This window comes from Sphingobacterium sp. G1-14 (assembly GCF_002196555.1).
GTDB classification, from domain to species: Bacteria; Bacteroidota; Bacteroidia; order Sphingobacteriales; family Sphingobacteriaceae; genus Sphingobacterium; species Sphingobacterium siyangense.
Genome location: NZ_CP021381.1, coordinates 1,249,914 through 1,266,754 on the forward strand (window position 1 = coordinate 1,249,914; position 16,841 = coordinate 1,266,754).

Annotated in this window: 13 protein-coding genes; 4 read left to right on the top strand and 9 right to left on the bottom strand. The window is 39.9% G+C overall.

The annotated features are described in order from the left end of the window. Positions 1 to 57 precede the first annotated feature (57 nt). The 3 genes from CBM24_RS05310 to CBM24_RS05320 all read left to right on the top strand — a co-directional run bounded on the left by CBM24_RS05310 (position 58) and on the right by CBM24_RS05320 (position 6,073). Complete coding sequence (locus tag CBM24_RS05310; RefSeq protein WP_088160430.1) at positions 58 to 2,094, top strand: helix-hairpin-helix domain-containing protein; 2,037 nt, start codon at positions 58 to 60, stop codon at positions 2,092 to 2,094. A gap of 95 nt (positions 2,095 to 2,189) precedes the next feature. Next, the gene (locus CBM24_RS05315) at positions 2,190 to 4,175 is read left to right on the top strand and encodes a ComEC/Rec2 family competence protein (protein ID WP_198386041.1); all 1,986 of its coding nucleotides are present in this window, start codon (positions 2,190 to 2,192) and stop codon (positions 4,173 to 4,175) included. Beyond that, positions 4,172 to 6,073 (top strand): ATP-dependent DNA helicase RecQ, encoded by a 1,902-nt coding sequence (locus CBM24_RS05320; RefSeq protein WP_088160432.1) that lies wholly within the window; start codon positions 4,172 to 4,174, stop codon positions 6,071 to 6,073. Before CBM24_RS05315 ends, CBM24_RS05320 begins: the two co-directional genes overlap by 4 nt. A gap of 1 nt (position 6,074) precedes the next feature. Here the strand turns inward: CBM24_RS05320 and CBM24_RS05325 are convergent, their stop codons facing one another. From CBM24_RS05325 to CBM24_RS05350, 6 genes are all read right to left on the bottom strand, one after another. After that, positions 6,075 to 6,914, bottom strand: coding sequence for a sulfurtransferase (locus CBM24_RS05325; protein ID WP_088160433.1), 840 nt, complete (start codon positions 6,912 to 6,914; stop codon positions 6,075 to 6,077). Between the two features lie 100 nt (positions 6,915 to 7,014). Continuing rightward, positions 7,015 to 8,946, bottom strand: coding sequence for a 30S ribosomal protein S1 (gene rpsA / locus CBM24_RS05330; RefSeq protein ID WP_075991301.1), 1,932 nt, complete (start codon positions 8,944 to 8,946; stop codon positions 7,015 to 7,017). Between the two features lie 228 nt (positions 8,947 to 9,174). Beyond that, a complete protein-coding gene (locus CBM24_RS05335; protein WP_088160434.1) occupies positions 9,175 to 10,140 on the bottom strand; it encodes a YihY/virulence factor BrkB family protein in 966 nt (321 codons plus the stop codon). A 1-nt stretch (position 10,141) separates the two neighbouring features. After that, positions 10,142 to 10,549: an acyl-CoA thioesterase gene (locus CBM24_RS05340; protein WP_088160435.1), complete on the bottom strand. Its 408-nt coding sequence runs from the start codon at positions 10,547 to 10,549 to the stop codon at positions 10,142 to 10,144. Next, the gene (mltG, locus tag CBM24_RS05345; RefSeq protein ID WP_088160436.1) at positions 10,549 to 11,589 is read right to left on the bottom strand and encodes an endolytic transglycosylase MltG; all 1,041 of its coding nucleotides are present in this window, start codon (positions 11,587 to 11,589) and stop codon (positions 10,549 to 10,551) included. The genes CBM24_RS05340 and mltG overlap by 1 nt, the downstream gene beginning before the upstream one ends. A 143-nt stretch (positions 11,590 to 11,732) precedes the next feature. After that, entirely contained in the window at positions 11,733 to 12,719 is a 987-nt protein-coding gene (locus CBM24_RS05350) for a PASTA domain-containing protein (protein ID WP_088160437.1), read from the bottom strand. Positions 12,720 to 12,865: 146 nt separating this feature from the next. On the opposite strand from CBM24_RS05350, the gene CBM24_RS05355 reads away from it, so the two are divergent. Next, positions 12,866 to 13,873 (top strand): D-alanine--D-alanine ligase family protein, encoded by a 1,008-nt coding sequence (locus CBM24_RS05355; protein WP_088160438.1) that lies wholly within the window; start codon positions 12,866 to 12,868, stop codon positions 13,871 to 13,873. Between the two features lie 116 nt (positions 13,874 to 13,989). On the opposite strand, the gene CBM24_RS05360 is transcribed toward CBM24_RS05355, so the two are convergent. From CBM24_RS05360 to CBM24_RS05370, 3 genes are all read right to left on the bottom strand, one after another. Beyond that, positions 13,990 to 15,198 carry a serine hydrolase gene (locus CBM24_RS05360; protein ID WP_232475687.1) on the bottom strand — a complete coding sequence of 403 codons (1,209 nt, stop codon included), beginning with the start codon at positions 15,196 to 15,198 and terminating at the stop codon, positions 13,990 to 13,992. A gap of 168 nt (positions 15,199 to 15,366) precedes the next feature. Next, positions 15,367 to 15,861 carry a dihydrofolate reductase gene (locus CBM24_RS05365; RefSeq protein WP_088160440.1) on the bottom strand — a complete coding sequence of 165 codons (495 nt, stop codon included), beginning with the start codon at positions 15,859 to 15,861 and terminating at the stop codon, positions 15,367 to 15,369. A 65-nt stretch (positions 15,862 to 15,926) separates the two neighbouring features. Continuing rightward, positions 15,927 to 16,748 carry a thymidylate synthase gene (locus tag CBM24_RS05370; RefSeq protein WP_088160441.1) on the bottom strand — a complete coding sequence of 274 codons (822 nt, stop codon included), beginning with the start codon at positions 16,746 to 16,748 and terminating at the stop codon, positions 15,927 to 15,929. Positions 16,749 to 16,841: the final 93 nt, after the last annotated feature.

The following is a 16,841-nucleotide window of genomic DNA, read 5'->3' on the forward strand; positions in this document are numbered from 1 at the left end:
CTGCCGGGATAAAAGGTTCATCGCCTAGCATTTAGCCAATATTAATTAAAACCTATTATGAAATATTGTAGCAAAATTTTGCTCTTTATAGGTTGTTTTATTGGACTAACCTGTACGGCGCAAACAAATGAAAAAATCGATCTCCAAGATTTATTTGAAAGCTTATCGGAAGAGCTTCCTGAGGATGCTGATTTGAGTGAATTCACTGAAAAGTGGTCTCATTATCTCAAACACCCGATCGATCTCAACAAAACTGATGGTAGAGAACTCACTGAATTACAATTTTTGAACCCTTTATTAATCGAGCACCTATTGGCCCATAGGACCATTTCAGGGAATTTTATCAACGTACTCGAACTACAGTCCATTGAAGGATTTAATGAGCGGATAGTCAGTTTGTTGTTACCCTTCGTAAGGGTAGGTCCGGGATCTCCCCTTGAAACCCTGAAATCGAGAAATTTTAAACAGGAATTTATAATACGGTACGCCCGGATACTCGAAAAAGCAAAGGGATACCGTATAATCGATACGACGAAATCCCATTATCTTGGCGATGCCAATCGATATGCTGTTAGGTATAGAGCCCAGTTAAACGATGGGTTTCATCTCGCAGTTAATATGGAGAAAGATGCGGGGGAACCATTTTTTAGAGACAGGCAAAAAATGGGATTTGATTTCTATAGCTTAAGTATATCAATAAAGTCTTTAGGCCGTTTCAAAAATATCGTGATCGGCGATTACGCGTTGCAATTTGGCCAGGGACTCAGTATGTGGAATGGTCTGAATTTTGGAAAAGGGGGATTGGTACAGCATACTGCAAGACAAGGGATCGGTGTAAAGTCATATACGTCATTAAATGAGGCTAATTTTATGCGTGGCATTGCAGGAACATTACAGATTAGGCACATTGAAATTACACCTTATTTCTCCTACCAATCCATAGATGGAAAAGTTAACCGTACAACTTCTCCGCCTACGATTTCAACGATCGCAAGCTCAGGCTTGCATCGGACTGCAACCGAACAGCAATACCGTCATGCCGCATCTCAACTGGCCTATGGATTGAATCTGTTGTGGCGCTATAAGCGGTTCAAAATGGGTGTTCATTTCAATCAGACACAATTAAATGTCTTTAAAACAAAAGGCAATGGTATACGGCAAAAGGCGGACTTTGAAGGTGATTTTTTGCGAAATATAAGTCTATATGGAAACTATACGATTCGGAATGCTTATTTATTTGGTGAGTATGCAAGCAGCATGGATGGCGGTTCAGCACTGTTAGCAGGATCTATGATAAGTTTGCATCCACGTTTATCATCGGTTGTATTGCTGCGGGACTATAAAAAGAATTTTCATACTTTTTATGGACAGGGATTTGGTGAATCGGATAACAGCTCCAACGAACAGGGAGCTTATTTGGGACTAACGTATCAATTGGGGAGAAAATTGCTCTGGTCCAATTATGCGGATATATTTCGTTTCCCGGGAGCAAAGTATCAGGCTGATACGCTATCTACAGGCGCTGATTTTTTTAGCCAGCTGAGTTACATGTGGTACAAAAAAGGCCAACTTTCATTGCGCTATCGTAACCGATTGAAACAAGTTAATTATCAGGGAGAGGGACAAACCGAGCACGGGCTTGTAAATACCAGCAAACAGCAGTTCAGGGTAGAATTTCATTACCGCCTAAGTTCAATATGGACGATTCGCTCCCGTGTAGAAGCTAATTTATTCCAAAAAGAGTATCAGGAAAATAGTTTCGGTTATATGCTTTATCAAGATTTGCTCTGGAAGTCTAGCGCGGGAAAATTTCAGTCGAATATACGCGTTGCGTATTTCGATGCGGCAAGTTATGATAATCGGATCTATGCTTATGAGCAGGATGTATTATATGCATCTGGTTTTGGAATGTACAATACAAGGGGATGGAGAATGTATTTCAATCTGCAGTATCGGTTAAGCCGCCATCTTCAGGTATGGACCAAATATGCGGTCTATTATTATCCGGGGCGAGAGAGTATTGGGACTGGACTGGACCAAATTGAGGGTAATAGAAAGTCAGAGGTTAAGATACAGTTGCGGTGGCAGTTATGAAAGAGCTTAGTTTTATACAAAGATTAGAGCGGCTGCCTATTCTTAAGATAGCGATCCTATATATTGTGACGCTTCTTTTCGCCCCTAAATTACCTATGTCGTTCCACATTTTCCAATGCGTTCAGCAGCTATTGGTTGTGCTGGTTTTGATAACGTTTTGTTGTTATTTATTAAAGGGAAGAATCCGCCAGTATGGCTATAGCTACGGGTATTATGTGTCTGTTGTATTATTTGGGATTTTCCAATTTTGGCGCGAAGCCCCTTTGGTTACAATCAGTCATTTCTCCCATATAGTGACCGATAGTTATGTAGTCAAAATTATTGAAGAGCCCAAGGTGAAGCGGGATATCATTCGTTTTTCGGCGGAAGTAGTAGGGGCTTACCAAAAAGGTGAATTTGTTGAAACTACAGGTCGACTGATGTTATCTTTAAAATCCAGCCAGAAGAACCCACTGCAGTTTGGTGATCTATTGTGGTTAAAAGGTCAAGTAAAGGAAATAGCTCCGCCATTCAATCCAATGGAATTTGACTATAGACAGTATTTGAAAAGACAGCATATCTATCATGAAATTTTCGCAGTCTTTGGTCGGTATAAGCTGATCAGTAGGAAAGAAACAACGGCTTTTTCATTAACTGGGCTCGCTTTACAAACGAGGAGATATTTTTTGGTTAAGCTTCGTCCCCATATCAAAAAGGATGAGCACTTTGCTATTGCTTCAGCTTTATTATATGGTTCCCGGAGCGATATCAGTGCCGAAAGCATCCAGGCCTTCACCAATACGGGAACGATACACGTATTAAGTGTTTCGGGAATGCATGTTGCTGTTTTATTCAGTTTTTTATCCCTTATTTTCAAGCGAATTGCCTGGCCTTTCTATCTCAGATGGCTGCCACTAATTTTGTTATGGAGTATGATCTGGATATATGCTTTTATTGCAGGGCTTGATCCGCCGATTACGCGGGCAGCTATTATGATTAGTTTTGTGCTGTGTGCACAGCATTTTAAACGAAGCTTTTCAACACTGAATTCGCTTATTATTGCCGCATTATTGATTTTACTGGCCGTTCCCCGGGCTGTTGTTGATGTGGGTTTTCAGCTGTCTTTTTTAGCCGTTTTGGGTATGACGATATGTTCGCCGCTTGTCGAAGGATTCCTTCCGGTTAAAAGACCGATATTACGGCTTTTGAGAGATGCATTGGCTGTTTCTATTGCTGCGCAGCTATTGACAACGCCACTGAGCCTTTATTATTTTGGACAATTTCCAACTTATTTTCTGGTAGCCAATGTATTAGTCGATTTCCCTTCAACATTAGCGATGTATCTCGGTTTTATTATGACAATCAATCCAATGCAGGGGCTCAACGATTTATTGGGCTTTCTTTTGGAGCATCTCATCGCTTTCATCTTATACTGCTTGAAATTTATTGACCATTTGGCTTTTTCAACAATAAAAGTTGAACCTATGGGGCTGGAGCTTCTATTTTTGACCTATTTTGCACTATTTTCTTTTTTATATGCTTTTCAATGGAAAGATAAAAAATACGTTTGGCTAGGGGGATGCTGTGCAATTGGAATACTATTGATCACTGCGCAAAAATACCTGGAAAATAAAGATGTAGAACGGTTTCGGGTCTATAATACGAAATATGAGTTGACGATCGGGTATTTCAAAGGTGGGCGCGGTATCGTTTACAGCACATTTGATTCTTTGCAATCCCGAGGCTTGCAATATGCATGTGGAAGAGAGATCCAATTACTGACGAGGGAAAAAGTTCAGTTTGTAACTTTGAATGGTCGGGAGCGGAAAAACTACCTTGTCACGCTCCCTTTAGGTAGAATTGCTATTTTATCGCATGCAGGGGGAACAATGACACCTGCCGACCTTGTCATTGTCAGAAAAAATTTACTAAATGGTTTACCTCGTTTATTGAAGCAAATTAGACCAAAACTTGTTATACTGGATGGATCCAATTCAATGGAGAAATCTAAGCATACAAAACGTATATTGGATAGTTTGGGAATACAGAATTATCTCATGAAAGATAATTTTGCGTATGTTTGGGATAAGGAGAACTTATGACGCAAGATAGTATATCAATCTTAAGGCAATACTGGGGTTTCGATTCATTTAGACCCCTGCAGGAAGAAATTATTCAATCGGTCATTTCAGGTAAAGATACACTGGCTTTATTGCCGACTGGCGGCGGAAAGTCGATTTGTTTTCAGGTACCTGCCTTGATGCGAGAAGGGATTTGTATTGTCGTTACACCGCTTATAGCATTGATGAAAGATCAGGTTGAGCATTTGAAAAAAAATGGAATTCAAGCGGTCGCGATTTATGCTGGAATGCGGAAGAGGGAGGTGGATATTACGTTGGACAATTGCGTCTATGGGCAAATAAAATTTCTCTATCTTTCTCCTGAAAGATTATACAATGATATCGTAAGGGAGCGCATACGATTTATGAATGTAAATCTTTTTGCGATAGACGAAGCACATTGTATTTCTCAATGGGGGTATGATTTCAGACCTCCCTATTTAGAACTCGCTAAGTTACGGGAACTGCATCCCAAGGTTCCTTTTCTGGCCCTTACAGCGACAGCAACTGAGCGTGTCATTAGCGATATACAGCAGAAGCTGAATTTTCCAAAAGAAAATGTATTTGTCAAAAGCTTTCTCCGCGACAATTTGGCTTATATGGCCATTGAGGAAGAGGATAAGATGGGACGTATGGTCCGCATCATACACAAGTTGGGTGGATCCGGTATTGTTTATGTCAGAAACCGGCGGGAAACACAGGAGATAGCCCGTATTTTAGTCAATAATGGCATTTCGGCAGATTATTACCATGCCGGGCTCACGGGGCAGGAACGGGATCAGAAACAGCAAGGGTGGATGACAAATGTTGTTCGCGTTATTGTAGCTACAAATGCGTTTGGGATGGGAATTGATAAACCCGATGTACGGTTTGTCATTCATCTCGATTTGCCCGATTCGCTGGAGGCCTATTATCAAGAAGCCGGTAGGGCAGGAAGAGATGGCAAGAAGGCCTATCCCGTTATTCTTTATCAAAAGGCAGATGAGCGGAAACTTGTCGATAATTTGCAAGCTAGCTTTCCTGATATTCCATTTATTCAACAGACCTATCATTACCTTTGTAATCATTTTCAGATTCCCTATGGTTCTGGAGAAGGAGTGACTGTAGATTTTGATGTTGTTGCATTTGCAAAAAAATATCAGCTACCGTTGGTTCCTGTTATGAATGCGCTGAAGTTTCTGGAGCGGGACACTTGGTTGGTTTTGTCAGAAGCTGTTACAATACCTTCACGCTTTAAGTTTGAAATTGATAGCGCCGAATTGTATAAAGTTCAGGTGCAGTATGTCAAATATGATAAGCTTATTAAGGCTATTTTGCGCAGCTATGGTGGTGTATTTGAAAACTATATCCTCATCAATGAATATGAATTTGCACGTAAGTTAGGTCTGCCTTATGATCGTGTTGTCGAGCTGTTGAAGTCGTTGGAGACACTGGAAATAGCGAGCTATCTGCCTTCTACAGATGCGCCACAATTGACCTTTTTGCAGAACCGAGTCGATTACAAACACCTGCATATCGATCATATTTTTATTCGCGATCGCCATCAGGTGAAGGAAGAGGAAGTCAATGGCATGATCGGTTATATTGAACAGAGCAATTGCCGCAGTCAATCGCTGTTGTTATATTTTGGAGAGAAAAATGCGGGATTCTGTGAAGTATGCGATTTATGTCTGATCCGCAATCATCAGGAAAAGCAGCGGGCAAATATAAAAGCAGAAATCAAAAGCAGTTTACTTGCTGAAGCCAAAAACATTCATGATTTGGTGGCGAGTTTGACGATAGGCACAGAAAAGAAAAGAATAGAGATCATCCGTAATCTCCTAGATGCCGAAAAAATCCGCTTGGAGGATAATCTCTATTCTTGGAATACCTTGTTTTAAACTATTTCTCGATGGGTAGATTGAGCTCTTCACGGCCCCACTCTGACCAAGAACCATCGTATACACGGATTTGCTCATGACCAGCGAGATGACAAGCAAATGCTAAGACTGAGGCCGTGATACCCGATCCACAGGAGAATACATATTCATTTCCGGTCGCATTAAAATGATCAAATTGCTGTTTCAATTCATCAACGGGTTTATAAACGATTCCGTCAAATAATTCTTCGAAAGGGAGATTTTTGGAATGGGGGATATGCCCACCATGAAGGCCTTTCCGGGGTTCAGCTACTAAACCACTAAATCGACCTTTACTTCTGGCGTCAAAAATATTCACTTGAGTATCCCGATAATGTGTTAAGATATACTCTTTATCGGCATAAAGGTTTGCTTGAAATTGGGCTTTAAAATTACCGGGACTTGCAGCGGTTGTATACTGGTCTACGACGGGCAGTTTGTTATTTTTCCAAGCAGGAACACCGCCATTTAAAATAAAGACCTGTTCAAATCCCATGACCTTAAACATCCACCAGGCCCTTGGGCTTGAATAAACGCCCCATCTGTCATATAATACGACCGTACTATCCTGATTTATTCCCAGGCTTTGCATTTCCCTTTCGAATACCGCTGCAGAAACGAGGGTATGCGGTAATTTGGAAGTAGCATCCGAAAGTTTCCCTTCGATGTCAAAAAATTGAGAATGGGGAAGAACTTCGAACTTGGTATCCTTGATGGATTGACCAACTTTGTCGATGGTGCAATCGAGGAGGACAATGTCTGTATGCTGTCCCAGTGATTCCTGAAGTTCGGTGGGGTTAATTAAGGCTGATTTGAATGACATAACAATAACGTTTATTGATACAAAATTACAAAAGCATCCCTATAAAAACAAAGCGGCTGTCCTTTTGGAACAGCCGCTTTTTATGGATTGAAATTGCTAATTACTTAGCGTTTTTATCATTTTCCATTTGCTCTTTCAATTGAGCTAATACGTCTAAGTCGCCTAAAGTAGATTTTTCAACAGAATCTTTTACTTTTTTCACAGCTGAAGACTCAGCTTTAGCGTCTTTTTTACGGTTGTTAGACTCTTCTTTGCGAGCTTCTTCTTTCTCTTCTTCCCAGATACGAGAGTGAGAAATTACCAAACGTTTGTTCTCTTTGTTGAACTCGATGATTTTGAATGAAGTAACTTCATCAACTTTCAATGAAGAACCGTCTTCTTTAACAGAGTGTTTAGAAGGACAGAAACCTTCAACACCGTATTGTAAAGCTACGATATCACCTTTGTCACCAACTTTGATCACAGTACCTTCGTGGATAGAACCTTCAGTAAAGATCGTTTCGAAAGTATCCCAAGGGTTTTCTTCCAATTGTTTGTGACCTAAAGATAATTTGCGGTTTTCTTCATCTAATTCTAAAACAACTACGTCTAATGTTTCACCAACTTTAGTGAATTCGTTAGGGTGGTTGATTTTTTTAGACCAAGATAAATCAGAGATGTGGATCAAACCGTCGATACCTTCTTCTAACTCAACAAATACACCGAAGTTAGTCATGTTTTTAACAACAGCTGTTTGTTTAGAACCTACAGGGTAACGCTCAGTGATGTTTTTCCAAGGATCTGGAGTCAATTGTTTGATACCTAAGCTCATTTTACGCTCATCGCGATCTAATGTTAAGATTTGCGCTTCGATCTCATCACCAACTTTCAAGAACTCTTGTGGAGAACGTAAGTTTTGTGACCAAGACATTTCAGAAACGTGGATCAAACCTTCAACACCAGGGATGATTTCTAAGAAAGCACCGTAATCAGCAACTGTTACGATTTTACCTTTAACTTTAGAACCAACTTCTAATGCAGTATCTAAAGATTCCCAAGGATGCTCAGATAATTGTTTCAAGCCTAAAGCGATACGTTTTTTCTCATCATCAAAGTCTAATACAACAACGTTGATTGTTTGATCTAGCGATAAAACTTCTTTTGGATGCTCGATACGACCCCAAGAGATATCTGTGATATGCAATAAACCGTCAACACCACCTAAGTCGATGAACACACCGAAGTCAGTGATATTTTTAACTGTTCCTTCTAATACTTGACCTTTTTCTAATTTAGCAACGATTTCAGATTTTTGGTTTTCTAAGTCGTTTTCAATTAATACTTTGTGTGATACGACAACGTTTTTGAATTCGTGGTTGATTTTCACAACTTTGAATTCCATTGTTTTACCTACGTATACATCGTAGTCACGGATAGGTTTGATATCGATTTGAGATCCAGGTAAGAATGCTTCAACACCTTTGATATCAACGATAAGACCACCTTTAGTACGGCTCTTAACGAAACCAGTAATGATTGCATCATTTTCCAATGCCTCATTGATAGCTTCCCAAGATTTTTGAGTTTTAGCACGTTTGCGAGAAAGTACTAATTGACCGTTAGCATCTTCTTGAGATTCAACGAATACGTCAACTTTGTCACCAACTTTTAATTCTGGTAAGTCACGGAATTCTGATAAAGAAACTAAACCGTCAGATTTGAAACCAACATTTAAGACTACGTCTTTGTTGTTGATAGAAACTACAGTACCTTCAATAATTTCACCTTGGTTAACTTGGTTGAAAGTATCTGCGTATTGTGCTTCAAGTTTAGCGCGTTCAGCATCGCTATAATTTCCGAAACCTTTATCATTTGCATCCCAGTCAAATTCACCTTCTGGTGTGATCCAAGTGTTTGATTTGATTTCGTCGATTAAGTTTGAATCAGCTTCTGATTCAATTTTTTCAGTGTCTTTCACTACTTTAGTGTCAGCACCTTGTAGCTCTGCGTTTTTCGCTGCTAATTCTTTTTCTGCTTCTTGTTTTTTTGCCATTAATTAATTTTCTCCTTTTTCCTACTTTGTAGGAGTTGCAAAGGTACAAAAAAACTTTAAATGCAAAATTTTATTTTTCTTATTTTATTGAAAGACTTTCAGTTATAGGGGACTTTTTACATGCCAACCCTGCAAGGGATGGTATTTGAATTGTACTATTGCTAATTCTCGACTTTATTTGCGGAAATCCTTTTCCGATAAAATAGATTTTAAGTGGCTTAAGACGACTTAGTCTTCTCTCTTAAAAGAGTTGAAAATGCGTGGCTTGGCAATAACAATGGTTTGTTTGGACAGCGCTATTGCCGCATTAAGCTCATATCCCAATAATAAAATAAGCGTATTCAGGTAAATCCAGAGCATGATGACGATCAATGTCCCAATGGATCCATACAGTTTGTTATATGCACCAAAATGATTGATATAAAAGGTAAATATTGAAAACGTCAATATCGCTAAAATGGTAGCCATAGAAGCTCCTGGACTGAAGAGTTTCCATTTATTGGAGTTGGAGGGACCAAATTTGTAAATACAACTTACGGTGAAAAAGTAAATAGCAAATATGATCAACCATCGGGCTACTTTAAGTAGAATAGCCCAGAAGCTGGATTTAATCCCTGTCGTTTCCTTGAGGTAGTCTATCGTAATGCCAGCTATGGTAAATATCGTCATCCCCGCTGTTAAAGCAAAAATAATCAGAAAAGCCAAGGCTAAGGCAAGCAGTCGTTTTCTGATCCAAGGTCTTCTCTCCGTCATCAGGGAAGCTTTATTGAAGGCATTCATTAGGGAGGCCATGCCATTGGTCGCAAAATAGGCCGCAAACACAAAACCAAAAGACAGCAATCCACCATTTTGGTTTTTGATAATATCCTCCAATGTCGTTTCAACAACGAGAAATGCATTTTTAGGAATTACTACTGCAAGGAAATCCAACAACTGTTCCTGAAAATTATTAATCGGAATATAAGGGATTAATGTAAATAGAAAAATGATTCCCGGAAAAATGGCCAATAGAAAGCTATAGGAAAGGGAAGAAGCCTTGCTGACAATGGAATCTCTGGAAAGCTCCTGAAAGAAAAATACCGCCACAGTATAAAGTGGTAGTGAGCCAAAGCCAGGTAGTACGACACGTTTACTCCATTCGATTAATCTAAAATAAGGTTCAAAATTTAATAGCCATTGGTGGATTTTCCCCATATCAATTAAAATATTTACTCATCTTATCCAGGAAAACCTGTGGCGGCATACAAGGTCTATTTTTCTCCATATTGACAAAGACCAAGGTTGTTTCTCCCTGGTTGAGTAGTTCCCCATTTTCATTGAAAAGCTCATATTCGAAAATGATGCGAACGGCAGGTTTCTTGCGGATTGTTACCCGTATCGTGATCAAGTCATCGTATTTGCCTGGTTTCAGATATTTGGTCTTCATCTCCGTAACGGGGAGCATGACACCCATTTCTTCCAGCTCCTTATACGATATCCCCGTGCTCCGCAGCATTTCAGTTCTCGCTATTTCATAAAACGCAGCATAGTTTCCATAATAGACATAGCCCATTTGGTCTGTTTCTGCATAGCGGACGCGAATCTGGTGGTCAAATACAAACATTATTTTTTAATATTTCTAGCGTCCAGAGCCTGTTGGAATTTACGTGCATTGATCAAATGCTCAGCCTCTGTTTTTGCAAAATTATGGTAACCAGAAAAATCATCTTTGGCACACATGTAAATATAATCATGTTGCTTAAAGTTTAAAACCGCATCAATTGCAGCGATGCTTGGAATTGATATAGGGCCTGGAGGCAATCCTCTATAGATGTAAGTATTGTAAGGATTGTCTGTTCTGAGGTGCTTGTTCAATACCCTTCTAATGGTAAAGTCATTATTAGCAAAGATCACCGTAGGATCTGCTTGCAATAACATACCTTTTTTGAGACGGTTTAAATATAAGCCGGCTATCATGGGCATTTCATCCTGGTGTAAAGCTTCACCTTTCACAATCGACGCCAATGTGCTAACCTGTTGTGGTGTCAGATTAAGTGCTTTTGCTTTTGCCGTGCGATCCGTATTCCAAAACTTTTTCCATTCATCATCAAAACGAGCAATTACTTTTTCCGGATTGGTGTTCCAGTAAATTTCGTAGGTATTAGGGATGAACATTGAAATGAGATTTTCTTTTGTAAATCCATATTTCTGTGCGGTAGCCTCATCATTCAGTACAGCAATAAATTGGGCAGAATCTGCCTCAAAACTTTTTCCAAGAAGTGCGGCCATATTTTCTTTCAGTCGCACATTGGAAAATCTGAATTTTACAGGTTCTTGGTAACCGCCAATCAAATTGCCGACTAAGCGTCTATTGTTCATCCCTGGGGTTAACAGATAACGTCCGGGTTTTACACTTTCTTCATATTTTTTATATTGTGCTGCACGCTCAAAGGAAGCGATATCATCCACTAGATTTGAATCCTTGATTGATTTCAGTACATCCTCATATTTTTCACCCTCGTGTATGTACAGGTACTTTTTCTCTCCCGATACATTCGAAGCATAAAATGCTTTATAAAATGTCCAGGCAAAATAACCTCCAACAACGATAACGATTAGCGCAATAATTTTTAACCAACTTGGTATTCCTTTTTTATTTTCCATTCTAAAATTTTTTATTCATCTGTTGTTCGCTATTCATGGCGTTTATATAACCCTTAGCGATCAGTGGTTGATGAATCTGCCAAGAACTCTAATCTATTACGATGGAGATCATTCGACGCAGCTTCATTTTTGAGTAAATAAACTTAAAAGCCTAAACTATTCCCTTTATTTTCCTTTTCCTTTTTTTGCCCTGCTGCAGGATTTGTCGTTGTCGGTTTAGCTGCAGGGGTATTTGTTGTGTTACTTTTTGCTGGAGCAACAGGCTTTGACTGAACCGGAGGTTTTGCCGCTGGCGGAGTAACCTGTGTTTGGTTTGCCTGTGGTTTAGGTGTTGTTGTACCTCCAGTCGGAGCACCTGTTGTTGCTGTTGGTGCCGTGAGTGAAAGTGTTACGTCAATTTTAGCCCCTAAACTGGTCAGGCCCTTTTCTATTCCTGGTGACTGCACACTGATTACTGCAGTGGCTGTATCCGTTACGCTTGGATCGTAGGTTACAGTACCTAGACCTAAGCCAGCTCCAGACAAGGCGAACTTTGCTTCGTTTAATGGAAGCCCAACTAAATTAGGTATCTCCACCTCATTTGCTCCCAATCCATTTCCCAAAACCAGATCTATACGTGAACCTTTAGGAATCATGCGTCCGTTGCGGATAGATTGTCCTGCAAATTGAGCATCCAATACGATATCCCTGGCGATGTCTGCGACATAAGAAGTGTCACCGATTCGAAGGTTATGGTTTTTCAAGATGGCTGTTGCTTCAATCAATGTTTTATCTTTTATATTCGGAAAAGCAACTTCAGGTGCAACCTGTGTGATAATGGTCAAATAAATAGTCCGACCCGATTTTACATGAAATCCTTGTTCGGGATCCTGCTCTATGACCATGCCAGGTTTGGCATCCATCTGATAGACAGAGTCAATTTGATATTCCAGCCCGGCGTCCTCCAAAGCTTGGATGGCAGCACTGATATGAAGGCCTTTCACTTTAGGAACGGCGATAGATTCATCATGTTTGGTATATATTTTCAGTCCAATATAAACGAAAAGGAATAGACATACTATCGCAATAAGAGCGGCAATAAGATTTTTCCTAAAAGTGGGGGTCTGAAGATATTGTACGACTTTGGACATTTCTCTGTTTGATAAAAATTAATTCTGCATAGAACCGCAATATTAAAGCCAAGTTTGCAGAATGATTAAATAAAATTATTCCTCACAAAATTATTCGTTTTTCCGTGTATAGCAAATTATATTTGCTATTCGAATCGCTAAAATTTATGAAAGCAAAAATAGCATTAATAACTGGAGGTTATACAGGAGAAGCTGAAGTTTCTTTTAAAAGTTCTGCCTTCGTCAATTCTCAACTTGATCACGACAAATACGATATATATTTGATTACAGTGACCAAAGAAGCATGGTACTATGAAGATTTAGACGGAAAGCGTCATCCGATTTCAAAAGCTGATTTTACCCTTCCATTGCATGGGGATATCTTGACTTTTGACTTAGCTTTTATTATGGTGCATGGTGTGCCTGGAGAAGATGGAAGACTTCAGAGCTATTTTGATTTATTAGATATTCCATATACCTCATGTGATGCCTTGACGTCCGCATTAACTATGAATAAAGGGTATACAAAAGCGATCTTATCGGATATTCCCGAGTTGCATTTGGCAAAATCGGTCCTACTGTTTGAATCGCAACGCCCGGAGGCACTCAAAATCGTCGAAAGTAATCTTTCACTCCCTTATTTTGTGAAACCTAATGCCGGTGGAAGTAGTATCGGAATGACCAAAGTAAAGGAATCTGCACAACTGCAGGAAGCGATTGACAAAGCTTTTGATGCGGAAAATACAGGAAAACAGGTTATTGTTGAAGAATTTGTGACAGGACGCGAATTTTCTGAGGGAATTTTTCGGAATTCAAAAGGCGAGCTTGTTGTTTTGCCCGCTACAGAAGTTCGGACTACACGCGAATTTTTTGATTATGAAGCCAAGTATGTACCTGGATTAACCGAGGAGATTACGCCGGCAGACCTGACGATCGGACAGCAGGAGCGTGCTGCGCGTATTTTAAGGGAAATCTATGTTAGATTGAACTGTAAAGGTATGGTTCGCGTGGACTTCTTTTTGGAAAACGATACCGATAAATTTTATTTTATCGAAATTAATACCATTCCCGGGCAGACTCCACAAAGCTTTATTCCGCAGCAGGTACGGGCTTTTGGAATGAAGGAGGGGGATTTTTACGGCGAGTTGATTGAAACAGCCTTACAATCGAAATAGTTCTATTTCAAAAATACCTTGAAGCAAGCAGCCTTCTGCCCAAAGTAGATAAAAATATGCCGCAATAGCGACACACAAAAACGGCTTTCATACATTGAAAGCCGTTTTTGTGTGTTTTATTTTCTGTAATCAAATTTGGATAGATCGGGTTTAAACTTCTTAACCCTTTTCAATTCCTCCTGATAAATTACCTGCCCAATATTCTTTAAAAAAGGGTAGGTTACTGTGTCGTATTCATAGCGGCCATCGTTGTAGATGCCATTTTCATTGGACTGCACAACAACGGCGAGCATAAATTCTACCCCATGTTCAAAGTCGACGATATAAGCATTATCAATATTATAGCCATAAGAATCTCCATACTTGTTGAAGATCCGGATGTTGGGATTTAAGGTCGCATTTTTTTCACGGCCATAAAAAAGGAGCTTGCTATACGTTGGCCAAAATTCTGTTGGATCATATTTCGGGAAATCCGATTCAAAGGGATAGCGCGACATATAGTCATAGAGTAGGTCATAATCCTCCTTTTTTAGATTAAATCGTTCTTTAGGCTGAAATGCTTCCGGAAAGAGTAATTTCTTCAATATGAACTGTTGATCTTCGAGTGCGTAGACATTAAGCCCCTCAAAACTCCAGGGCTCATGAATAAGTTCATCTTTATCGTTCATATAACCTTTCCCCTGAAATGTATTGGCCAGCTTCAGGGTATAGTCTTTTGGGTCGAATTGGGCCGCTTGTTGGTAGATGATATCTTTTCCATTGTAAAAGGTAATGGGATTGGTGTGTTTGGCCCATATTCCTTTGTCGCCAATGGCAAGACGGTTGACGATACGGCTGTATTTGGTGCCGTATTTTTTTAGTTTTGCATTCAGTTCAGCACGGCCAATAAATTCAAACAGTCTATTTTGTGCATCATTGTCGCTGGTCAACAGTATTTTTTTTACGTATTGTGCAACAGAGGGAAGACCATTGGCTGCCGACTCGTCCACAAGAACCTTAGTCTGCTTTTCAAATGCAGAATCAATGCGGAGGGGAGTATCTTTGGTTAAACCGGCTAGATGGAGGTCGTTGATTTTTTCTAAGGCCAGAATTGCTGTCGGCAACTTTACTGTACTTGCGGGATAAAAATACCAGTTCGGATTCAGTCGATAGCTATAAGATCTGAAATGTGGCCTATTGGATTTGTCACGATCAATTTGTGTATACAGAATCTGCACCTCATTTTTCGTCGGATGACTTAATATGTTTTGAAATAGATCAGGATGACTTTGGAGTAATTTTTCCAGGTAAACAGTATCTATCTGCTGAGCGTATGCGTCTGACATGAATAGGGTGAAAATTAAGATGAAGTATTTGTGCATGTGCTTTAGATCAAAGTGTTGCGCTTGTTTAGTCCTGTAGATTAAGCTCTTCTATAGCTTTCAATATCAAAGCGCAATATCATGGAGCTTTTTGCCCCATGATATTGCGCTTTGATATTCGTAAACATGGAGTTATTTTCTCGAATAAACTTCAAAGGTATAAGCAAATGCATGTTTCTCATCTGCCTGATGCGAATCTGAGGAAATTAATTCCCATTCTTCGGAAGGCAATTCAGGGAAGAAAGCATCTCCTTTTAGGGTTGTGTGTACCCGTGTCAAAAGCACTTTGTTTGCCAAGGGTAGCGCTTGCTGATAAATGTTTGCGCCACCAATGATAAACACTTCGCGTTCATCCCGGCAATATAAAAGTGCCTCTTGAATACTATTGGCTACATCAATATCTTCTCCCTGGAAATTCGCATTACGCGTGATGACAATATTCCTTCTGTCCGGTAAAGCTTTGCTTATGGCCTCAAAAGTCTTTCTGCCCATTAGGACAGAATGCGCAATGGTATTTTTCTTAAAATATTTAAAGTCGTTGGGTAAATGCCAAGGCATCTGGTTGTCGATTCCGATGGCATTGTTTTCCGACGCTGCTACGATTAATGTGATCGTTGGGTTGCTCATTTTTGATATAATGTGATTATTCGTCCGCTAAAATAATGTTGTTACAAAATTAGGTGCCTTCATTGTTAAACGGCAACCGGAGCTTTGATATGTGGATGTGATTCGTAGTTTAACAATTCAAAATCTTCAAACTTGAACTCAAAGATATCTTTTACTTCAGGGTTTATCTTCATCTGTGGTAGCGCTTTTGGCTCGCGGCTCAATTGGAGCTCCGTTTGCTCGAAGTGATTACTGTAGATGTGTGCATCGCCCAGAGTATGGATAAACGCTGCGGCTTCCATGTCGCAAACCTGTGCGACCATCATCGTTAACAAAGCATAAGAGGCAATGTTGAAAGGTACGCCAAGGAATATATCCGCACTGCGTTGATACAGTTGACAGGACAATTGTGGTTTCATGATGCCTTTTTCGGGCTGTGCTGGCGCCACATAAAATTGGAAAAAAGCATGGCAAGGAGGGAGTGCCATATGCTCTATTTCCGCAACATTCCATGCCGATACAATAATGCGGCGTGAATCCGGTGAATTTTTTAGTTGGTTGATCACCTGTGTGATCTGGTCGATATGGCGGCCATCAGGTGTTGGCCAGGAGCGCCATTGTGATCCGTATACAGGGCCTAAATTTCCTTGTTCGTCAGCCCACTCGTCCCAAATGCTTACGCCATTTTCTTTGAGATACTGAATATTGGTTTCACCTTTAAGGAACCAGATCAGCTCATGTATAATGGATCGCAAGTGTAATTTCTTCGTCGTTACCAAAGGGAAACCTTCCCGAAGGTTGAAACGCATCTGATATCCAAAGACACTTTTGGTACCTGTGCCAGTACGATCTGTCTTTACAACACCATTCGTATATACATGTCTGAGTAAATCTAAATATTGTTTCATCTGTAAAAAAGTAATTATTAAATACTAAATATCAAGGCTATAATCGAACTGGATAGGGACGAATAGCGCTATTTTATGTGTCTGATTCTCAAT